The following is a 19360-nucleotide window of genomic DNA, read 5'->3' as shown; positions in this document are numbered from 1 at the left end:
ATCCCTCCGCCGGGCGCGTCAGCTCATCGATTCGCGCAGGTCGTCGACCGAGTCAGTTGGTGGGCCGAGAGACCTCGTAGGTCCCGCTGTCGTCCTTGACGGTGACCGTGACGTGCTTGTTCTCACCGTTCACCTTCACCGAGCAGGTGAACGTGTGTCCCGTTTCCACTTTCTGGCCGCTGGGGCAGTCGACGGAGGTCACGTCCTTCAAACCGTATCCCTCGGGTTCCGGGGTGGTGAGGATCTTCGTCACGCCGTCCTGCACCGCGGACTGGTTGAGGTCCTTGCTCGCCCACTTCGGCCACACGAAGGCCGTCAACGCGATCACCGCGGCGATCAGCACCAGCACGCCGACGACGATTCCGACGATCTTGCCGGTCGACTTCTTCGACGCGGGTGCCTGCGGCGGTGCGTACGGATTGAGCGTCGGGTCGCCGCTCAGCTGCCCCGATTGCCCGTACTGCGACTGCCCGAACTGCGATTGGCCGAACTGAGTCTGCGAGCCGGGGACCTGACCGTACGGCTGCTGCTGACCGTACGCCGGTGGCCCCGCAGCGTACGGATTCTGCTGGGGCGCACCAGGCGGCGTCTGCGGCTGACCGTACTGAGCGGGCGCCACGAACTGTCCGGGCGCCGGCTGTCCGGCGCCGTACTGGGGCTGGCCGTACTGGGGAGGAGCTCCCGGCGTTTCCTGACCGTACGCCGGAGCGCCGATCGGCGGCTGACCGAGTTGCTCGGTCGGACCCGCGGACTGCTCCTGCTGCCACGGGCTCGCCTGGGCGGCCGCCGGCGGCGTCACGATCGTCGTCTCAGCGGCCGGATCCGGTGCACCTGCGGACGGAGTCTCCGACGCACCCGGGCGCGGCACCACCGTGGTCTTCTCGTCCTCCGGCTGTCCCGGAGCGGTGGGCTCGTTCCCGTTCGTCATGTCGCGCCTTCCTCCTCTGAAAGTGCCCCTGAGCGCTGGCTGGTGTCACGTTACCGCAGGGATTCAATCCAATTCGGATGCGACGACACCGCGTCGAACACCCTTGACAGCCTTCCGCGCGGCCTCGGCGAGACTCGATTCGGGCTCGACGCTGCCTCGCACCTGTTCGAGGAGGTCGATGACCTGGCGGTTCCATCGGACGAAGTCGCCCGGCGAGAGCATCTGTCCGCGTTCCGACGCGGCGAGAAGGGCCTCGCGCAACGATCTTCCCGACGCCCACGCGCCGATCGCGACGCAGAATCCGGTGTCCGGTTCACGCGTCTGAACGACGCCGTGCCGCTCCTGGACCTCGTTAGTCGCGTGCCAGACTTCGACGGTCGCCACGAGCGCATCGCGGAGCGCCTTGTTTCCAGGCATCGAATCGATCCCGCCGGTGTACGAATCCCGTCTGGACTCGTACACCATCGCCGACACCACGGCGGCCAGGTCCGGCGGCGACAACCGATCCCAGATGCCGGCGCGGATGCACTCGGCGACCAGCAGGTCGCTCTCGGAGTAGATCCGCCGCAACACCGCACCGGTCGGGGTCACCGCCAGTTCGCCTGCGTCGTCAGTCTCCAGATACGACAGTTCCGTCAGGACCCCGGTGATCGCGTCGAACTCGGTCTCCAGGGCGGCAGTCCGCTCGTCGACGGCTCGTTCCAGACCGTCGATGTCGCGAAGCAGACGGTGACGCCGCTCGGCGAGCCGGTGCAGGTCGTCGATCCCGCCGAGTTTGTGCACCGGGTGCTTCTTGAGGCGATTGCGGAGTTCGACGAGTCGCAGATCGCTCTCCGACTGCTTCTTCCGTTTGGTGTTGCGCCCACGCGGGCGGTCGATCCCACTCGATCTCAGCATGGCGACCAAGTCGCGCCGACCGTGTGCGCTGCGCCGATTCGCGGACTTCGGGATCCGCAGGTTCCCCAGCACCTCCGGCGGGTTCACGAAGTCCCGGACTCCGACGCGTCCGACCCACCCGTCCTCGCACAGCACCAGTGGCTTCGGGTCCCGGTCGATCGCCGCCGGTTCGAGCACCACCGCGAGCCCGCGGTGCCTCCCGGTGTTGAGCCCGATCACATGTCCCGGCTTCAACGCCAGAAGGTCCTCGGAGACCGCGTCCGACGCCTCCATCCGGCGGACGAACTTCGCAGCGCGTTCCTGTCTGCGGATGTCCTCCCGGAGCGAGACGTACTCGAGGAAGGCCTCGGGAGCGAGGCCATGACGTTCCGTGGAGTGCTCGAGTTCGCCGTCGACCTTGCGCAATGTCAGTCGCGCACGGTCGAGCTGGCGGGCCTGGCCGACGACGGATCGGTCGGTCTGGAACTGCGCGAACGACCGACGCAGCAGATCGCGCGACCCCTCGACGCCGAGGCGGTCGATCAGATTCATCGCCATGTTGTACTCCGGCGCGAACGAGCTCCGAAGGGGGAACGTCCGTGCGCCGGCCAGCCCGGCCAGGCGGTCGGGCACGACCTCCGGTGTCCAGACGACGACCGCGTGTCCCTCCACGTCGATCCCGCGACGGCCGGCCCGCCCGGTCAGCTGGGTGTACTCCCCCGGCGTGAGGTCGACGTGCGCCTCGCCGTTGTACTTCACCAGTCGTTCGAGGACGACGCTCCGCGCCGGCATGTTGATGCCCAACGCGAGGGTCTCGGTCGCGAAGACGACCTGCACCAGTCCCTCGACGAAGAGCTCCTCGACCGCCTGCCGAAAGGTCGGCAGCAGACCCGCGTGATGCGCGGCGAAGCCGCGGCGCAGCCCTTCGCGCCATTCGTCGACGCCGAGCACGTCGGCGTCGCCCGGCGCGAGCGCTTCCAGATGCCGGTCGACGATCGCGTCGACGGCCTGGACCTGGTGCGGTTCGAGCAGATTCAGATCGGAGCGCAGGCACTGCGCGAGGGCGCCGTCGCATCCTTTGCGCGAGAAGATGAACGTGATCGCCGGCAGGAGCCCGTTCTCCTCCAGCAGCCTGATCAACCGCGGCCGGGAGATCCCGGTGCCGCCCCGCCGCCGTTCGCGGGCCAGGCGTTCCCGGTAGCCGCCGACCGCGTCGTCGGACAGGAGCCGATGCTTGATGTAGCGATTCAGCTCGGGATTGACCTGCCCCGGATGCTTGCGGTCGAAGAGTCCGAACATCCGGTTCGCGACCAGCATGTGCTGATGCAGCGGCACCGGCCGGTGCTCGTCGACGATCACCGCGGTGTCGCCGCGGACGGTGGTGATCCAGTCGCCGAACTCCTCGGCGTTGCTGACGGTCGCCGAAAGGCTGACGACGCGGACAGCCGGGTCGAGGCCCAGGATCACCTCCTCCCACACGGCGCCCCGGAATCGGTCGGCCAGGAAGTGGACCTCGTCCATCACCACATGCGAGAGGCCTCGCAGTGCCGAGGAGTCGGCGTACAGCATGTTCCGCAGGACCTCGGTGGTCATCACGACGACGGGAGCCCCGGAGTTGATCGAGTTGTCACCGGTCAGCAGCCCGACGTTCTCCGCACCGTGCACGTCGACGAGATCGTGGAACTTCTGATTGCTGAGCGCTTTGATCGGGGTGGTGTAGAAGCACTTGGTGCCGTGTGCGAGCGCCAGGTGCACGGCGAACTCGCCGACGATGGTCTTACCCGCGCCGGTGGGTGCACACACCAGGACCCCCTGCCCGGATTCGAGAGCGAGGCACGCGCGGTGCTGAAACGGATCGAGGGAGAAGCCGAGTCGGGCGCTGAACGCAGTCAGCTGCGGGCCGGTCTCGGAAAGATCGTGGGTGGTCATCCCCTACAGGATGTCATCGAATGCGCTTTGCGTCCGAATGGGTTTGCGATCCGCTGATGCACCGATCGGTCCGGCGGGCTCCACGGGCGCCGGACGGTCGATCACGGCGATACCCGGATCGGCGCTGTCGGACCCCAGGGGCGAAGCCTGGTCGTCGGGCAGGTTGAGCCAGTCCGGATCCTTCTTGGCCTTGCGGCGGTCGTGAATCCGAGAGATCTGAATGGCCATCTCCAGCAGCACGGTCAGCGCCACCGACAGCGCGAGCATGGTGAACGGATCCTGGCCCGGGGTGACGACGGCCGCGAACACGAACATCGCGAAGATCAGTCCGCGGCGCCAGCGCTTGAGCCGCTCGTAGGTGAGCACGCCGACGAAGTTGAGCGCGATGATCAGCAGCGGCAGTTCGAAGCTGATGCCGAACAGGATGAGCAGGTGCAGCATGAAGCTGAAGTACTGGTCGCCGGCCAGTGCGGTGACCTGAACGTCGTTGCCGATGGTGAGCAGGAAGTGGAACGCCTTCGAGACCACGAGGTAGGCCAACACCGCTCCGGTGACGAACAGGATGCTGGCGGCGACCACGAAACCGATGCCGTAGCGACGTTCGTTCTTGTGCAGGCCCGGGGTGATGAAACGCCAGATCTGCATCAGCCAGATCGGGCACGCGAGCACGACACCCGCGGTGAGCGCCACCTGCAGACGTAGCATGAACTGGTCGAAGGGACCCGTCGCCAGGAGTCGGCATTCGCCGTCCGGCGTCAGTGAGGCACGCGTCGACGCGGGCAGATCGCAGTACGGCCCGCGCAGCAGTTCGCCGAGCGACTCGATACGCCAGAGTCCGTGGCTGTACCAGACGAAGCCGATGACGGTGGTCACCGCGATGGCGATCATCGAGATGACGAGCCGGGTCCTCAGCTCATAGAGATGCTCGGCCAACGGCATCGAGCCGTCGGGATTGACCCTGCTTCGTCGTTGACGAGGATCGAATCGACCGAGTGAGAATCGCTTGCGCACCCCAGTCGTGTGCGGCTAAGCCGTCTTCTTGTCGTTCGACTGCGGCGAACCGTCCGCACCCGGGACCTGTTCCGGCGCCGACGGCAGCTCCCGCGAGGCCTCGCCGGACTCGGTGTTCGACGACTTGCCGTCGCTCTGCATCTCCTGCATCTCCGACTTGAAGATCCGCAGCGAACGGCCGAGGCCGCGTGCCGCTCCGGGGAGCTTCGCCGAGCCGAACAGCAGCACCAGCACCAGCAGAACGACTGCCCAGTGCCACGGCGACATCGCACCCATAATTCAACCCTTCGAAAGGAAATCAGTCTCGGTGCTCCAGTCTACCGAACGACCGCCGCTTCGGCGCGGTCCGGTTTCGGTGGCTATCCCATGGTTGTCGAGAAGCTCGCCGGACCGGTCGGACACGGACCTACGCGCGGTAGCGGTCGCGCGCGGCGCGGGCACCGGTCGCGACGAGGGACGAGGTGCCGTCGACGTCCTCGAGCAACCGCACGCGGCCACCGAAACCGAGCAGAAATCGCGCCAGCCACTGCGGTGAGCCGTACCTGATCGTGGCACTGATCGGCCCCTCGGGTTCTTCCGCGAGTTCCTCGTCCGCCTCGGCCGCGTAGTACTCGAGAAGCCACACCGCGTCCGGGTCGATCTCGATGCGCGCCGTGGGCAGTTCTCCGGTGAGGACGCTGAACCCCGTCGGCTCCGGCGGGACCACATCGGCGGGCGGTCGCGACTCCTCCCCGGTCTCCTCGGCCGATTCGATGCGGTCGAATCGGAACAGGCGGATGCCCTCGGACGATCGGCACCATGCCTCGAGGTAGGTGTTCCCGTCGACGGCTTTGATCAGGATCGGATCGACGGTGCGCTCGGTGACCTCGTCGCGACTGGCTGTGTAGTACGTCAGGCGCAGTGCTCGCCGCTGCTCCATCGCCCGACGGATCACCGCGTCGACCGGACGCTCCTCGTCGACGGCGACGGCATCGGCGCTCACCGCGCGATGGGTGCTTCCCATCGCCTCCTCGATCTTGGCGATCGCGCTCCGGACCGCGTCCGCCTCGGCGGCACCACGCGTCTCCGAGAGCATGTTCAGGGCCATGAGCAGCACGTTCGCCTCCGGCCCGGTCAGTCGCAGGGGGTGATCGATGCCTGCCGCGAACACGACGCTGACGTAACCGTCCCAGAACTGGATGTCGATGAGGTGTTCGGGGCCGTAGCCGGGCAGACCGCACACGTACAGCTGCTCGAGGTCGGACTGGAGCTGGCTCGGCGTGAGTCCCAGGTCCGCGGCCGCCGTCGAGAGTTTGATGCCCGGGCGGGCGAGGAAGTACGGGACCATCGCGAGCAGGCGCGACAACCGCGTCGGGTTCGGTCCGGTCATGCGGTCGCCTCCATCGTGATCAATGCGTCCAGCCCGGCGATCACGTCCGCCCGCAGATCCGCGGGAGACAGAACCACGGCGTCGGGACCGGCCGCGAGCACCACCCGCCGCAGACCCGACCGGGAGGTGATGTCGATCGTCAACAGGTCGCCGTCGTCGTCACCCAGGCGGTGCGGCGTGGCCGACGTCGCCATTCGCCGCAGCCCATGTGCACGGCCGACGGCCACCCAGACCTCGGCGGTCGCCCCGCCGTCGGCATGGGCGAGGTCGGCGGCCTCGTTCACGATCGCCTGGATGTTCGCGGACGCGGGCACGACCACCGACCCCGGCTCCTCGAAGGCCTCGACGTCGGAGATGCGCGAGATACGGAACGTGCGGACCGCATCGCGGTCACGGTCGTGGCCGGTCACGTACCACCGTCCGCGACCGCCCGCGATGCCCCACGGTTCGAGGGTTCGCGTCTTCCGGCCACGCGCCGACCGGTGGGTGAAGGTCACCGGCTGGCCGACGTCGATCGCCGACAGCAGTCCGGTGATCGCCCGCTCGTCACCGAGCGACCGTGCCGATCCCTCCTGCAGGACACCGACCTCGTCGTCCGGCACCACTTCGATGCCCGCGGCGCGCAGCTTGAGCACCGCGGTCTGGAAGACGGCGGCCACCGAGGGCTCGCGCCACACCGCTGACGCAGCGGCGATCGCCGCCGCCTCGGCGCGGTCGAGTGTGATCTCCGGCAGTGCGTACTGGTCCGGATCGATGCGGTAGCCCTCTTCGCCGCTGGGATTGCGGCCGGTCTCGACCGGGATGCCCATCTCGCGCAGCAGGGCCTTGTCTCGTTCGAGCATTCGCTTGAACGAGTCGGCGCTCTGCTCGGACTCCATGTAGCCGTTGACGTTCGCACGGATGTACACCGCGGGCACGAAGGTTCGGGCAGACATCAGGCAGACGACGAGGTTGACAAGTCGCTCGTTCTTCGCGGTCACGTGTCCACTTTAGGTGCTACATCGACGCGATCAGCCGATCGACGCGCTCGTCGACGTTGCGGAACGGGTCCTTGCAGAGGACGTTCCGTTGCGCCTGATCGTTGATCTTCAAGTGCACCCAGTCGACGGTGAAGTCGCGTCCGGCCTTCTGCGCCGCGGTGATGAAGTCGCCGCGAAGCTTCGCGCGAGTGGTCTGGGGTGGGGTCGACGTCGCCGCGTCGATCTCCTCGTCCGTCGTCACCCGCGCCGCGAGTCCCTTGCGCGAGAGCAGATCGAACACTCCGCGGCCTCGACGGATGTCGTGATACGCGAGGTCGAGCTGCGCGATCTTCGGATCGGTGAGCTCCATCGAGTACCGGTCCTGGTAGCGCTGCAGCAGCTTCCGCTTGATCACCCAGTCGATCTCGGTGTCGACGCCGCTGTAGTCGTCGCTCTCGACCGCGTCGAGTACCCGTCCCCACAGGTCGACCACCCGGTCCAGCGTCGGATCCGGGGTGCGCGTCGCCAGATGCTGCACCGCCCGGGCGTGGTATTCGCGCTGGACGGCCAGCGCCGTCGCGGTGCGGCCGCCGGCGAGCCGGATCTCCCGCCGTCCGGAGGGATCGTGGCTGATGTCGCGGATGGCGCGGATCGGGTTGTCGAGCGCGAAGTCGTGGAAGGAGATCCCCGACTCGATCATCTCCAGAACCAGCAGCGCCGATCCCACCTTGAGCATGGTGGTGGTCTCCGACATGTTGGAGTCGCCGACGATCACGTGGAGCCGCCGATACTTCTCCGCGTCGGCGTGCGGCTCGTCCCGGGTGTTGATGATCGGCCGCGAGCGGGTGGTCGCCGACGAGACGCCCTCCCAGATGTGGTCGGCCCGCTGCGAGAGGCAGTACCTCGCCTCGTGTCCGACCGTCAGCACCTTCCCCGCGCCGCAGATCAGCTGCCGGGTCACCAGGAACGGGAGGAGCACGTCGGAGACGCGGCCGAACTCCCCGACCCGGCTCACCAGGTAGTTCTCGTGACAGCCGTATGAATTGCCCGCGGAATCGGTGTTGTTCTTGAACAGGTAGATGTCACCGCCGATGCCCTCGGCGGCCAACCGCTCCTCGGCGTCGACGAGCAACTCCTCGAGGATCCGTTCACCGGCGCGGTCGTGCGCGATCAGCTGTGCGACCGAGTCGCACTCGGCGGTCGCGTACTCCGGATGAGAGCCGACGTCGAGGTAGAGTCGCGCGCCGTTGGTCAGGAAGACGTTCGACGACCGTCCCCAGGCGACCACCCGGCGGAACAGGTAGCGGGCCACCTCGTCTGGACTCAGGCGTCGCTGCCCCTTGAATGTGCAGGTGACACCGAATTCGGTCTCGATGCCCATGATCCGTCGTTCCACGGCGTTCACTCCTGTTCGAGATAGCCGGTGATGTCGGTGCGGCGCAGCCGCTTGAATGCGCGCCGCGGACGATTCCGATCGAGGATCGCGACCTCGACGTCCGCCCCGGTCAGCGCGGCGGCCGCGGTCTCCTTGTCGCCGTTGGTCTGCTCCGCCGGCGCGGACAGCGCGCGTACCGCCCGCGCGGTCGCGCGCCGAGGCGCCGGTGCGCGGCGGGGAGCGGCAGGTCCGGCTGGTAGGCGTCCTTCATCGCGGCATTGATCGGCTCGGTGCTGCCGCCCATCACGATGAACGAGGTCTCGTCGACGATGGAGCCGTCGTAGCCGATGCGGTACAGCTGCGACGGCGTGCTCTTGCCTGGGCGGGCCACCTCGCCGACGCAGAGCTCGACCTCGAACGGCTTCGCCTGCTCGGTGAACACCGCACCGAGGGTGTTGGCGTAGGCGCTCGCCAGCGACAGTCCGGTCACGTCGGCGCGGTCGTAGCTGTACCCGCGGAGATCGGCCATCTGGATGCCGGCCTTCCGCAGCCCTTCGAACTCGTTGTACTTGCCGACGGCCGCGAACCCGATGCGGTCGTAGATCTCGCTGACCTTGCGAAGCGTGTTGGACGGATTGTGCGCGACGAACAGCACGCCGTCGGCGTAGGTCAGCGCGACGACGCTGCGGCCGCGGGCAATGCCCTTGCGCGCGAGCTCCGAGCGGTCCCGCATGATCTGCTCGGCGCTGGCGTAGTACGGAAACGTCATCCGCGCTCCCCTGTCACTCCGGGTCCGGACGTCGCTGCGTCGCGGCGTCTGGCGACGACCGATTCGGCGGCGGCCTCGATCTCCGACTCCGCGACCATGTCGGCTCCGTCCGCCGTCACGCGCGCGGCGGTCGGGAAGATCCGGCGCACCAGGTCCGGTCCACCGGTCGCCGAGTCGTCGTCGGCCGCGTCGTACAGCGCCTCGACGGCGGTCGCGAGCGCCTCGGCCGCGGTCAGGTCCCCGCGATAGAGCTTCTTGAGCGACGACTTCGCGAACACCGAACCCGAACCGATCGCGTCGTAACCCGCGGTCTCCTCGTGCCGCGAGCCCGCGACGTCGAAGGAGAAGATCCGGCCGCGATCGTCCGGATCGCCCTCGGCGTCGAATCCGACGAGCAGCGGTACCGCGGCGAGGCCCTGCATCGCGGCCCCGAGATTGCTGCGGACCATCGTCGCCAGTCGCGCGACCTTGCCGTCGAGCGTGAGCGGCACGCCCTCGATCTTCTCGTAGTGCTCGAGTTCGACGGCGAAGAGCCGGACCATCTCGATGGCGATGCCCGCGGTTCCCGCGATGCCGGCCGCGGTGAACTCGTCCGTCACGTAGACCTTCTGGACGTCCCGGGTGGCGATGAGGTTGCCCATCGTCGCTCGCCGGTCGCCGGCGAGGATCACGCCACCCGGGTAGCCGACCGCGACGATGGTCGTGCCGTGGGGGATCTGCTCGACGGAGCCGTTCGCGACCGTCATGTTCTGCGGCAAGCGATCAGGTGCGTGTACGCGCAGGTACTCGGTGAACGACGAGATGCCGCCCGCGCCCGCCTCGCCCGGTACCGAGTGGCCTCGCACCGCCGTCACTGGCCGCCCTTCTGAACGTAGGCGCGGACGAAGTCCTCGGCGTTCTCCTCCAGGACGTCGTCGATCTCGTCGAGCAGATCGTCGGTCTCGCCAGTGAGCTTCTCCCGCCGCTCCTGGCCGGCCGCACCGCCGCCGATCGCGTCGTCATCGTCGCTGCCGCCGCCCCGCTTGGTCTGCTCCTGCGCCATGTTCGCCTCCTGTGAAGAGAGTTGTGACTTCAACCCTACCGGTGGGCGACCCCCGCGCGTGGCCGACGCGGCGGTCCCGTTCGGGATCTTCTTGCGGCCGGAGCGATTCCAGCTGTCAGGGTGCGGTGAGCCGGTCCACCAGATCGGCGGCGGACTCGGCGGTCTCGAGCAGTTCGGCGACGTGTGCGGCCGTGCCCCGCAGGGGCTCCAGCATCGGAATCCGCACCAGCGAGTCGCGTCCGAGGTCGAAGATCACCGAGTCCCAGCTGGCGGCGGCGACGTCCGCGCCGAACCGGCGGACCGCTTCGCCGCGGAAGTAGGCGCGGGTGCTCTCCGGCGGTGTCTCGACCGCCCTCATCACCTGCTCCTCGGTCGTCATCCGCTGCATCGAGCCGCGCGCGACGAGCCGGTTGTAGAGCCCCTTGTCGAGGCGGACGTCGGAGTACTGGAGATCGATCAGATGCAGCCGCGACGCCGACCAGGTGAGGCCCTCGCGGTTGCGGAAGCCCTCGAGCAGCTGCAGCTTGGCCGTCCAGTCCAGCAGGTGGGCGCACTCCATCGGGTCGCGCTCGAGCTTGTCCAGGACATCGGCCCAGGTGGCGAGCACGTGCGCCGCGCGATCGTCGTCGCTGTGGTGCGCGTCGTGGAAGCGCTGGGCGCGATCGAGGTACTCCCGCTGCAGCGCCAGACCCGTCATCTCGCGGCCGTTCTCCAGAGCGACGGTCGCACGCAGCGTCGGGTCGTGGCTGATGGTGTGGACGGCTTCCACCGGCCACGCCAACGCCAGATCGGACAGATCGACACCGGCCTCGATGAGGTCGAGGACGAGCGCGGTGGTGCCGACCTTGAGGTACGTCGCGGTCTCCGCCAGGTTCGCATCGCCGATGATGACGTGGAGCCTGCGGTACTTCTCCGGATCCGCGTGCGGCTCGTCGCGGGTGTTGATGATGCCGCGCTTGAGGGTGGTCTCCAGGCCCACCTCGACCTCGATGTAGTCGGCGCGCTGCGAGAGCTGGTAGCCGGCGTCCTCACCGCGCTGACCGATCCCGACACGGCCCGATCCGCAGATCACCTGCCGCGACGCGAAGAACGGCATGAGGCCGGTGACGATCGACTCGAACGGCGTGTCGCGGCGCATCAGGTAGTTCTCGTGGGTCCCGTACGAGGCGCCCTTGCCGTCGATGTTGTTCTTGTACAACTGCAGGCGGGGCGCACCGGGAACGCTGGCGACGTGACGCGCCGCCTGCTCCATCACCCGCTCCCCCGCCTTGTCCCAGATCACCGCGTCCAGCGGATCGGTGACCTCGGGTGCCGAGTACTCGGGATGCGCGTGGTCGACGTACAGCCGGGCGCCGTTCGTCAGGATCATGTTGGCGGCGCCGATCTCGTCGGCGTCGATGATCGGGGCCGGTCCCCCGCTGCGCCCGAGGTCGAACCCCCGCGCGTCACGCATCGGCGACTCGACCTCGTAGTCCCAGCGCGTGCGGCGGTCGCGGCGCGGCACGTTCGCGGCGGCCGCGTACGCCAGAACCGCCTGGGTAGAGGTCATGATCGGGTTCGCGGACGGGTCGCCCGGAGCTGAGATGCCGTACTCGACTTCGGTTCCGATGATGCGCTGCATGGATTCCAGCCTAGGCCGTGGTGCGAGAGTCCATCGCCTCGCGCCCCGTCACCGCCGCCGAAGGCGGAGACGGGAGAAGATGAACACGGTCAGTACCGCGGCGATCGCCACGAGCGCGCCGTAACTGATCAGCGCGTGCATCGCCGACGGTTGCCAGAGCGGATACATCATCTCGTCGCCGGGTTCCTCGATCTTGACCTGCGGCACCTGGTCGGCGATCCATGGGAGGTTCACCGATTGGGCGGCGTTGGTGTAACCCCAGTAAGTCGGGAAGATCCACGTCAACGGCTTCACGAATGCCGAACCGATCGCGAACAGACCACCCGAGAGCACCAGCTGAACCATCACCACGATCACCAGCGGCGGCATCGTCTGCTCGGTGGACCGGACGGCGGCGGAGATCGCCAAGCCGACGAGAACGCTCACGCAGGCCAGCGTCGCGACCGCCAGGAATAGAGTGACCGCCGGCGGGATCAGCGGTTCGGAATCACCCGGCTTGGTGATGTCGGCGGCCTTCGGCATCGCCCTGAGCCCGTAGGTGAGGCCGATCATGATCGCCACCTGAAGCACACTCATCAGCGAGAAGACCAGCACCTTGGCCGTGAGATAGGCACCGGGTCGCAGACCGACCGCGCGTTCGCGTTCGAAGATCCCCCGCTCGCCCACCAGGTCGCGGACCGCCAGGGCGGTGCCCATGAACGCCGCACCGATCACCAGGACCGTCAGAATCTGGAGGGCCTCACCGGGGTCCTTCGGCGGTACGTAGTTGTTCGTCGGCGGCATCACCGCTCGGCTGAATCCCTTGTCGCCCGGGATCACCAAGGTGAGCAAGCCGAGAACGATCGGCATCACCAGCAGCACGACGAGATAGCCTTTGTCGGCCCACACAAGCCGGAACTGCCTGCGGGCGACGGTGCCGGTCTGTCTCAGCAACCCCATCTTCACCGGTGTCACGGGCGGACCGGGCGGCGGCGCCTGCGGAGGCGGCGTCTGCTGCGGATGCCGTCCCCGGTACTGCGCCCACGCCTGATCCGGCTGGTCGGCGACATAGCCGAAGATCTCCGCCCAGTCGCTCGTACCCATCTCGCTCGCGACATCACCCGGTGCGCCGCAGAACGACGTCTTACCGCCGGGAGCGAGGAGCAGGACTTGATCGCACAGACTGAGATACGTCAGCGAGTGCGTGACGACGAGCACCACGCGGCCCGCGTCGGCGAGCCTGCGCAGGGTCTTCATCACCTGCTGATCGAGCGCGGGATCCAGGCCCGAGGTCGGCTCGTCGAGGATCAGCAACGACGGCCCGGTCAGCAGTTCCATCGCGACCGACGCGCGTTTGCGCTGGCCGCCCGAGAGCTTGTCGACCCGCGTGTCGACGTGCTCGGTCAACTGCAGCTCCGACAACACACCGTCGATCACCTGATCGCGGTCGGCGGTCGAGAGGTCCGCGGGCAGCCGCAACTCCGCGGCGTATCGCAGCGCCTGCCGCAGGGTGAGCTTCTGGTGCAGCACATCGTCCTGCGGCACCATGCCGATGCGCGAACGCAGGGCTTCGTACTCGCTGTGGACGCCGCGGCCCTCGAACGTCACCACACCGACGGTCGGATTGTTCAGCCCGGCGACGATCTTCGAGACCGTCGACTTGCCCGCACCCGACGGACCGATGATCGCGGTGAGCGTGCCGGGCGCGGCCGAGAACGAGATGTCGTTGAGCAGTGCCTTGCCGTCGATGGTCAGACCGACGCCGGTGACCTCCAGCCCGCCCGCGACCTGTGCCTGCGGGCGGCCGCGGACCAGCTGACCGCCGGCGAGCACGAAGTCGGAGTTGCCGATCGTGACGACATCGCTCTCGCTGAGCCGATGGGCCATCACCCGGTGACCGTTGACGAACGTCCCGTTGACGCTGCCCAGATCCTCCAGCAGCATGCCCTGCGGGGTACTCGTCATCCGGGCGTGATGCCGCGACGCGAGAACGTCGCTGACGACGATGTCGTTGTCCGGTGTGCGGCCGATCGTCTGAACGCCCTTGAGCGAGATGGTCTCGCGGCCGCGGAGTTCACCGGGCACCTCGTACACCGCCGACGCGTTCTGGTGCAACGCTGCCAGGTGCGGTGCGTCGGGCAGCGCGCCGAACCGCGGCGGTGCCTGGCGGTAGCCGCCCGGCGGCTGCTGTGCGCCCATCCGCGCGGTCGCCGGGCGCGCCGCCGGTGGCGGTGGGCCGCCCGCCGGTCGCATCTGCGGTCGTGCCTGTTGCGGGATCGAACCCGACTGGGGCGTGCGCGGCGATGGCTGGGGAGGTTGAGGTGGCGCGGGCTGCCGGACCGGCGTCGTGGCCGCCGTCGGCACGACCGTCGGCGCTGCCGATCCCTGGGGACTCAGGTCCACCGTCGGACCGGTGGTCGCATCACCGAGCCGGATCTGCAGCGGGCGGTCCACCCGCACCGTCGTCTGGCGGACTCCGTCGACGAAGAAGCCGTTGGTGCTCCCGCGGTCGGTCACGCTCCAGGCGCCGTTCCACTCGAACGCCAGATGCACCCGGGAGACCAGCGGGTGGTTCACCACCAGATCGTTGTCCGGGATGCGGCCGAGCGTGGCCGGTGAGCTGCGCACCACCTGCGGGCGCGACCCCGCGACCCGGACCTGCAGCGGCGTGATTGCTGTCGTGTTCATCGCGGGTAACTCTATCGTCGCCGATGCGGTGATCGACCGACGGAATGACGTCGGCGCGCCGGTCCCGCATACGCGGGGCGGCGCGCCGACGGTTCAGCGTTCGACGTTACGGCTCAGAGGTACTGCCCGGTGTTCGACTCGGTGTCGATGGCCCGGCTCGCTCCACCGGTCTTCCCGGTCACCAGCGTCCGGATGTAGACGATCCGCTCGCCCTTCTTTCCGGAGATCCGCGCCCAGTCGTCGGGGTTGGTGGTGTTCGGCAGATCCTCGTTCTCGGAGAACTCGTCGAGGATCGAATCGAGCAGATGACTGATCCGCAGGCCGCTCTGCCCGGTGTCCAGGTGCGCCTTGATCGCGTATTTCTTGGCGCGATCGACCACGTTCTGGATCATCGCACCCGAGTTGAAGTCCTTGAAGTACATGATCTCTTTGTCGCCGTTGGCGTAGGTGACCTCGAGGAAACGGTTATCGTCCGACTCGGCGTACATCCGCTCGACGACCCGCTGGATCATCGCGTCGATGCACCTCTGACGGTCGCCGTCGAACTCGGCGAGATCCTCCGGGTGCACCGGCAGTTCCGGTGTCAGGTACTTCGAGAAGATGTCGATCGCCGACTCGGCGTCCGGGCGCTCGATCTTGATCTTCACGTCGAGGCGGCCGGGTCGGAGGATGGCGGGGTCGATCATGTCCTCGCGGTTCGACGCACCGATGACGATCACGTTCTCCAAGCCCTCGACGCCGTCGATCTCGCTGAGCAGCTGCGGAACGACGGTGGTCTCCACGTCCGACGAGACGCCGGACCCGCGGGTGCGGAAGATCGAGTCCATCTCGTCGAAGAAGACGATGACCGGAGTCCCCTCGGACGCCTTCTCGCGGGCGCGCTGGAAGATCAGCCGGATGTGCCGCTCGGTCTCGCCGACGAACTTGTTGAGCAGCTCCGGGCCCTTGATGTTCAGGAAGTACGATTTCGCCTCGTGCGCGGCGTCGTCGCCTCGCGCCTCGGCGATCTTCCGCGCCAGCGAGTTGGCGACGGCCTTAGCGATGAGCGTCTTACCGCATCCGGGCGGTCCGTACAGCAGAACGCCCTTCGGCGGCCGCAGAGAGTACTCGTGGAACAGATCCTTGTGCAGGAACGGCAGTTCCACCGCGTCGCGGATCTGCTCGATCTGCCGACGCAGACCGCCGATGTCCTCGTAGTCGACGTCCGGCACCTCTTCGAGCACCAGATCCTCGACCTCGGCCTTCGGGATGCGCTCGAGCGCGAAACCCGCCTTGCCGTCGATCATCAGCGAGTCGCCCGGACGGAGCTTGCGGCCGGCCTCGCCGCCGTCGTCGACGTGGATCAGCGACTTGGCGAGCTGGATGATCCGCTCCTCGTCGCTGTGGCCGACGACCAGCGCGCGCCGACCGTCCGCAAGGACCTCGCGGAGCGTGCTGATCTCGCCGACGGAGTCGTAGTCGAGGGCTTCGACGACGGTCAGCGCCTCGTTGAGCCGCAGCGACTGGCCGCGGCGCAGCGAATCGACCTCGATGTTCGGCGACAGCGTGAGGCGCATCTTCCGGCCGGAGGTGAAGACGTCGACGGTGTCGTCGTCGCACACCTGAAGCAGCACGCCGTATCCGCTCGGCGGTTGACCGAGGTTGTCGACCTCCTCGCGCAGGGCGATCAGCTGCTGCCGCGCCTCCTTGAGCATCTCGGTCAGCTTGCTGTTCCGCACGGTGAGACTCTCGACGCGCTGCTGCATGGTCGAGAACTCGACGCTGCTGCTGGGCGAACGCTCGGACTCAGTCATCGTGTCTCCTTTGCCGGGGGGTGTTGTCCACGCTACCCGCGTGTGGGACGCCGTTGCACCCGAAGCGTTTCCGTGCCGTCGGCGAGTCGTCGAGCGGTGATGAGGAACGCCGTGTGTCCCTGCATGCGGTGCTCGGGGCGCACCGCGAGCCCGACTGCGCTCCACTCCCGGACCAAGGATTCCCAGGCGCGCGGCTCAGTCCAGCACTGTTGCTCGCGCAATCCCTCCATCACCTTCGACAACTGCGTCACCGTGGCGACGTACACCGTGAGCACACCGCCCGGTCGCAGAGTCTTCGAGACCACGTCGAGGCAGTCCCACGGTGCGAGCATGTCGAGGATGATGCGGTCGAACTGCTCCGCCGGATCGTGATCGACGAGGTCCCCGACCTTCAGCGTCCAGTTGTCGGGGTGGCCGCCGAGGAAGGTCTCCACATTCCGAACCGCGTGCTCTGCGTGATCCTCGCGGACCTCGTACGACAGGACCGAGCCTTCGCTGCCGACCGCGCGCAGCAGCGACAACGTCAGCGCACCCGACCCGGCACCGGCCTCGAGGACGCGCGCGCCGGGGAAGATGTCCCCTTCGGCGACGATCTGGGCCGAGTCCTTCGGATAGATCACCTGTGCGCCGCGCGGCATCGACACCACGTAGTCGGTGAGCAGCGGTCGCAGCGCGAGGTACTGCGTGCCCGACGTCGCCTCGACGACGCAACCCTCCGGGCTGCCGATCAGATCGTCGTGCAGGATGCCGCCGCGATGGGTGTGGAACTGCTTGCCCTCTTCCAGGACGACGGTGAACTTGCGTCCCTTCGAGTCGGTGAGCTGTACGCGATCGCCTACGACGAACGGGCCGGTAGTCGCCATCGTGGAGTTGTCCTTCGTCTCGGTTCGGCACGCCGGAACGGACAGTCGACGCGCAACGGCGGACGTCCGAGAAGTGCTCTGACAACCTTGTCATAGAGTGCCCGTATGGACGTGAACGAGGTGCCTTACAGCTGCTATTACGAACCGATCGCTGTGCCCGATGGCGCCGACGACAGCTACGAGTACTTCCAGCCGACGCTCGCCACCGCGAGCGTGTGGTCGCAGGACATGCAGCACGGCGGGCCGCCCGCCGGTCTGCTGATGCGAGCCATGCTGCGTGCCGCACCGGACGACGGCCAGGAGTTCAGCCGGATCACGACCGAGATCATCGGTCCGGTGGGCCTCGGCGTGAACCGCGTCCGTACCTCGATCCCGCGGCCCGGGAAGCGGATCTCGATGATCCAGGCCGATCTCGAAGCCCAGACTCAGCGCGGCGACTTCCGGCTCGTCGCACGATCGGTGGCGTGGCGACTGCTCGCCGCCGATTCCGCGGCCGTCGTCAGCGCACCGGTGGCTGCGCTCCCCGCGTCGCCCGATGAGCTCCGTCAGTCGATCGGCTTCCCGACGGAGGACGACGACGCGGTCGCGTGGGGCAAGGTCGGGTTCATCGGCACCACGGTGACCGCCCGCCAGTCCGGGCGTAACGGCAAGACGCCCGCACTCTGGATCCGCCCGGCGATTCCGCTGGTCGAAGGCGAGGAGATGTCGGATCTCGAATCGATCTTCACCGTGCTCGACGTCGCTAACGGCGTCGGTACGCGACTCGACCCGACCGAGTGGTCGTGGATGAACATGGATACCACGGTGCACCTGGTCGGTCAGCCGACCTCACCGTGGCTCGGTCTGGACGCCGACCTCGCCATCGGTGCCCGCGGCTACGGCGCGACCTTCGCCGACCTGTACGACGTCACCGGCTTCCTCGGGCGGTCGGCGCAGACCGACATGATCGCGCGACAGGGATAGCCGTCGTCGCCCTCAGGGGGATCAGAAGCGGCAGGAGCGGATGTCGGAGGCCAGGATGGCACGGGCGCCGAGCTCGGACAGATCATCCATGAGCGACTGGTGCGACTTGCGCGGCACCATCGCCCGCACTGCCAGCCACTCGGGGTCGAGCATCGGCGAGACCGTCGGGGACTCGAGGCCCGGCGTCATCGCAACGGCCTGATCCAGCAGCTCCTTCGGGCAGTCGTAGTCGATCATTACGTACTGCTGACCGAAGACGACGCCCTGGACCCGGGCGATGAACTGCTTCGCGGCCTTCGTGGCCTCGGCCGACTCCGGATTGCGGATGAGCACCGCCTCCGAGTCGCACAGCGAGTCGCCGAACGCGGCGAGGCCGTGCAATCGCAGAGTGCGACCCGTGCCCACGACGTCGGCGATGGCGTCGGCGACACCCAGCTGGATCGAGATCTCGACGGCACCGTCGAGTCGGATGATCTCCGCTTCGAGTCCGCGCCGAGCGAGGTCGCGGCGCACCAGGTTCGGGTACGAGGTCGCGATCCGCTTGCCTGCCAGGTCGTCGACGGTCCACTCCTGATCGGCGGGCGCCGCGTAGCGGAACACGGACGAGCCGAAGCCGAGCGCGACCTCTTCGATCACCTCGGCACCGGAATCACCCGCCAGGTCCCGGCCGGTGATGCCGAGGTCGAGGGTGCCTGCGCCGACGTAGATCGCGACGTCCTTGGGGCGCAGGAAGTAGAACTCGACGTCGTTGTTGACGTCGATGACGTTGAGGTCCTTGGGGTCCGACCGCTTGCGGTAACCGGCCTCGGAGAGGATTCCGGCAGCGGCTTCGGACAGTGCGCCCTTGTTCGGGACGGCGACGCGCAACATGCGTTGGCTCCTTGAGAGTGTGGACGGCCGAGTGTCGTCGGATCGGGTCAGAGGTAGCGGTAGATGTCGTCCGGGGTGAGCCCGCGCTTGATCATCATCACCTGCAGCCAGTAGACGAGCTGCGAGATCTCCTCCGACAGTGACTCGTCGGACTCGTGCTCGGCGGCCAGCCAGACCTCGCCGGCCTCCTCGATGATCTTCTTACCGAGCGTATGGACGCCGGCGTCGAGTGCGGCAACGGTGCCGCTGCCCTCGGGGCGGGTCTGCGCCTTGTCGGCCAGCTCAGAGAAGAGTTCGTCGAAGGTTTTCACGGTACGTATTTTTG

General features: G+C 67.7%; 16 protein-coding genes and 1 pseudogene. 1 reads left to right on the top strand and 16 read right to left on the bottom strand.

From position 1 onward, the window contains the following. Positions 1-52 precede the first annotated feature (52 nt). From SCNU_RS20975 to SCNU_RS04970, 14 genes and pseudogenes are all read right to left on the bottom strand, one after another. The gene (locus tag SCNU_RS20975; RefSeq protein ID WP_009678278.1) at positions 53-928 is read right to left on the bottom strand and encodes a DUF4333 domain-containing protein; all 876 of its coding nucleotides are present in this window, start codon (positions 926-928) and stop codon (positions 53-55) included. 63 nt (positions 929-991) lie between these two features. Then, positions 992-3733: a DEAD/DEAH box helicase gene (locus SCNU_RS05030; protein ID WP_009678277.1), complete on the bottom strand. Its 2742-nt coding sequence runs from the start codon at positions 3731-3733 to the stop codon at positions 992-994. A 3-nt stretch (positions 3734-3736) separates the two neighbouring features. Next, complete coding sequence (gene tatC, locus SCNU_RS05025) at positions 3737-4744, bottom strand: twin-arginine translocase subunit TatC (RefSeq protein WP_009678276.1); 1008 nt, start codon at positions 4742-4744, stop codon at positions 3737-3739. Positions 4745-4759: 15 nt separating this feature from the next. Further along, positions 4760-5020 carry a Sec-independent protein translocase subunit TatA gene (gene tatA / locus SCNU_RS05020; protein WP_009678275.1) on the bottom strand — a complete coding sequence of 87 codons (261 nt, stop codon included), beginning with the start codon at positions 5018-5020 and terminating at the stop codon, positions 4760-4762. A 130-nt stretch (positions 5021-5150) separates the two neighbouring features. Continuing rightward, the gene (locus tag SCNU_RS05015; RefSeq protein ID WP_009678274.1) at positions 5151-6113 is read right to left on the bottom strand and encodes a helix-turn-helix transcriptional regulator; all 963 of its coding nucleotides are present in this window, start codon (positions 6111-6113) and stop codon (positions 5151-5153) included. Continuing rightward, on the bottom strand, positions 6110-7093 hold the full coding sequence (locus SCNU_RS05010) for a helix-turn-helix transcriptional regulator (RefSeq protein ID WP_009678273.1): 984 nt from the start codon (positions 7091-7093) through the stop codon (positions 6110-6112). Before SCNU_RS05010 ends, SCNU_RS05015 begins: the two co-directional genes overlap by 4 nt. A 16-nt stretch (positions 7094-7109) precedes the next feature. After that, positions 7110-8468 carry a Pup--protein ligase gene (gene pafA / locus SCNU_RS05005; RefSeq protein WP_009678272.1) on the bottom strand — a complete coding sequence of 453 codons (1359 nt, stop codon included), beginning with the start codon at positions 8466-8468 and terminating at the stop codon, positions 7110-7112. 5 nt (positions 8469-8473) lie between these two features. Further along, positions 8474-9216: pseudogene (prcA, locus tag SCNU_RS05000) on the bottom strand (proteasome subunit alpha). After that, positions 9213-10070 carry a proteasome subunit beta gene (gene prcB, locus SCNU_RS04995; RefSeq protein ID WP_009678270.1) on the bottom strand — a complete coding sequence of 286 codons (858 nt, stop codon included), beginning with the start codon at positions 10068-10070 and terminating at the stop codon, positions 9213-9215. The pseudogene prcA and the gene prcB overlap by 4 nt, the downstream one beginning before the upstream one ends. Further along, positions 10067-10258, bottom strand: coding sequence for a ubiquitin-like protein Pup (locus SCNU_RS04990; RefSeq protein ID WP_006894932.1), 192 nt, complete (start codon positions 10256-10258; stop codon positions 10067-10069). The genes prcB and SCNU_RS04990 overlap by 4 nt, the downstream gene beginning before the upstream one ends. A 115-nt stretch (positions 10259-10373) precedes the next feature. Beyond that, a complete protein-coding gene (dop, locus tag SCNU_RS04985; RefSeq protein ID WP_009678269.1) occupies positions 10374-11879 on the bottom strand; it encodes a depupylase/deamidase Dop in 1506 nt (501 codons plus the stop codon). A 48-nt stretch (positions 11880-11927) separates the two neighbouring features. Then, positions 11928-14546, bottom strand: coding sequence for an FHA domain-containing protein (locus SCNU_RS04980; RefSeq protein ID WP_009678268.1), 2619 nt, complete (start codon positions 14544-14546; stop codon positions 11928-11930). A 113-nt stretch (positions 14547-14659) separates the two neighbouring features. Then, complete coding sequence (arc, locus tag SCNU_RS04975; protein ID WP_009678267.1) at positions 14660-16339, bottom strand: proteasome ATPase; 1680 nt, start codon at positions 16337-16339, stop codon at positions 14660-14662. A 32-nt stretch (positions 16340-16371) separates the two neighbouring features. Continuing rightward, complete coding sequence (locus SCNU_RS04970) at positions 16372-17202, bottom strand: tRNA (adenine-N1)-methyltransferase (protein WP_009678266.1); 831 nt, start codon at positions 17200-17202, stop codon at positions 16372-16374. Between the two features lie 105 nt (positions 17203-17307). Here SCNU_RS04970 and SCNU_RS04965 point away from each other — a divergent pair, with 105 nt between their 5' ends. Beyond that, a complete protein-coding gene (locus tag SCNU_RS04965) occupies positions 17308-18165 on the top strand; it encodes a thioesterase family protein (protein WP_009678265.1) in 858 nt (285 codons plus the stop codon). Between the two features lie 21 nt (positions 18166-18186). Here SCNU_RS04965 and hisG read toward each other — a convergent pair whose 3' ends face one another. Next, complete coding sequence (gene hisG / locus SCNU_RS04960) at positions 18187-19035, bottom strand: ATP phosphoribosyltransferase (protein ID WP_009678264.1); 849 nt, start codon at positions 19033-19035, stop codon at positions 18187-18189. Between the two features lie 47 nt (positions 19036-19082). Further along, on the bottom strand, positions 19083-19346 hold the full coding sequence (locus SCNU_RS04955; RefSeq protein WP_009678263.1) for a phosphoribosyl-ATP diphosphatase: 264 nt from the start codon (positions 19344-19346) through the stop codon (positions 19083-19085). Between the last annotated feature and the right edge of the window lie 14 nt (positions 19347-19360).

Source organism: Gordonia neofelifaecis NRRL B-59395 (genome assembly GCF_000192435.1).
GTDB lineage: Bacteria > Actinomycetota > Actinomycetes > Mycobacteriales > Mycobacteriaceae > Gordonia > Gordonia neofelifaecis.
Note: the sequence above shows the minus strand (reverse complement) of the source record. Positions and strands in the feature narration are given on the sequence as shown.

What these genes read in the sequence shown, in the direction of transcription:
- SCNU_RS05030 (WP_009678277.1), bottom strand. Translation starts at nt 3,733, where the DNA reads ATGACCACCCACGATCTTTCCGAGACCGGCCCGCAGCTGACTGCGTTC.
- SCNU_RS04980 (WP_009678268.1), bottom strand. Translation starts at nt 14,546, where the DNA reads ATGAACACGACAGCAATCACGCCGCTGCAGGTCCGGGTCGCGGGGTCG.
- hisG (WP_009678264.1), bottom strand. Translation starts at nt 19,035, where the DNA reads ATGTTGCGCGTCGCCGTCCCGAACAAGGGCGCACTGTCCGAAGCCGCT.
- arc (WP_009678267.1), bottom strand. Translation starts at nt 16,339, where the DNA reads ATGACTGAGTCCGAGCGTTCGCCCAGCAGCAGCGTCGAGTTCTCGACC.
- tatA (WP_009678275.1), bottom strand. Translation starts at nt 5,020, where the DNA reads ATGGGTGCGATGTCGCCGTGGCACTGGGCAGTCGTTCTGCTGGTGCTG.
- SCNU_RS04990 (WP_006894932.1), bottom strand. Translation starts at nt 10,258, where the DNA reads ATGGCGCAGGAGCAGACCAAGCGGGGCGGCGGCAGCGACGATGACGAC.
- SCNU_RS05015 (WP_009678274.1), bottom strand. Translation starts at nt 6,113, where the DNA reads ATGACCGGACCGAACCCGACGCGGTTGTCGCGCCTGCTCGCGATGGTC.
- SCNU_RS04965 (WP_009678265.1), top strand. Translation starts at nt 17,308, where the DNA reads ATGGACGTGAACGAGGTGCCTTACAGCTGCTATTACGAACCGATCGCT.
- dop (WP_009678269.1), bottom strand. Translation starts at nt 11,879, where the DNA reads ATGCAGCGCATCATCGGAACCGAAGTCGAGTACGGCATCTCAGCTCCG.
- SCNU_RS04970 (WP_009678266.1), bottom strand. Translation starts at nt 17,202, where the DNA reads ATGGCGACTACCGGCCCGTTCGTCGTAGGCGATCGCGTACAGCTCACC.
- SCNU_RS20975 (WP_009678278.1), bottom strand. Translation starts at nt 928, where the DNA reads ATGACGAACGGGAACGAGCCCACCGCTCCGGGACAGCCGGAGGACGAG.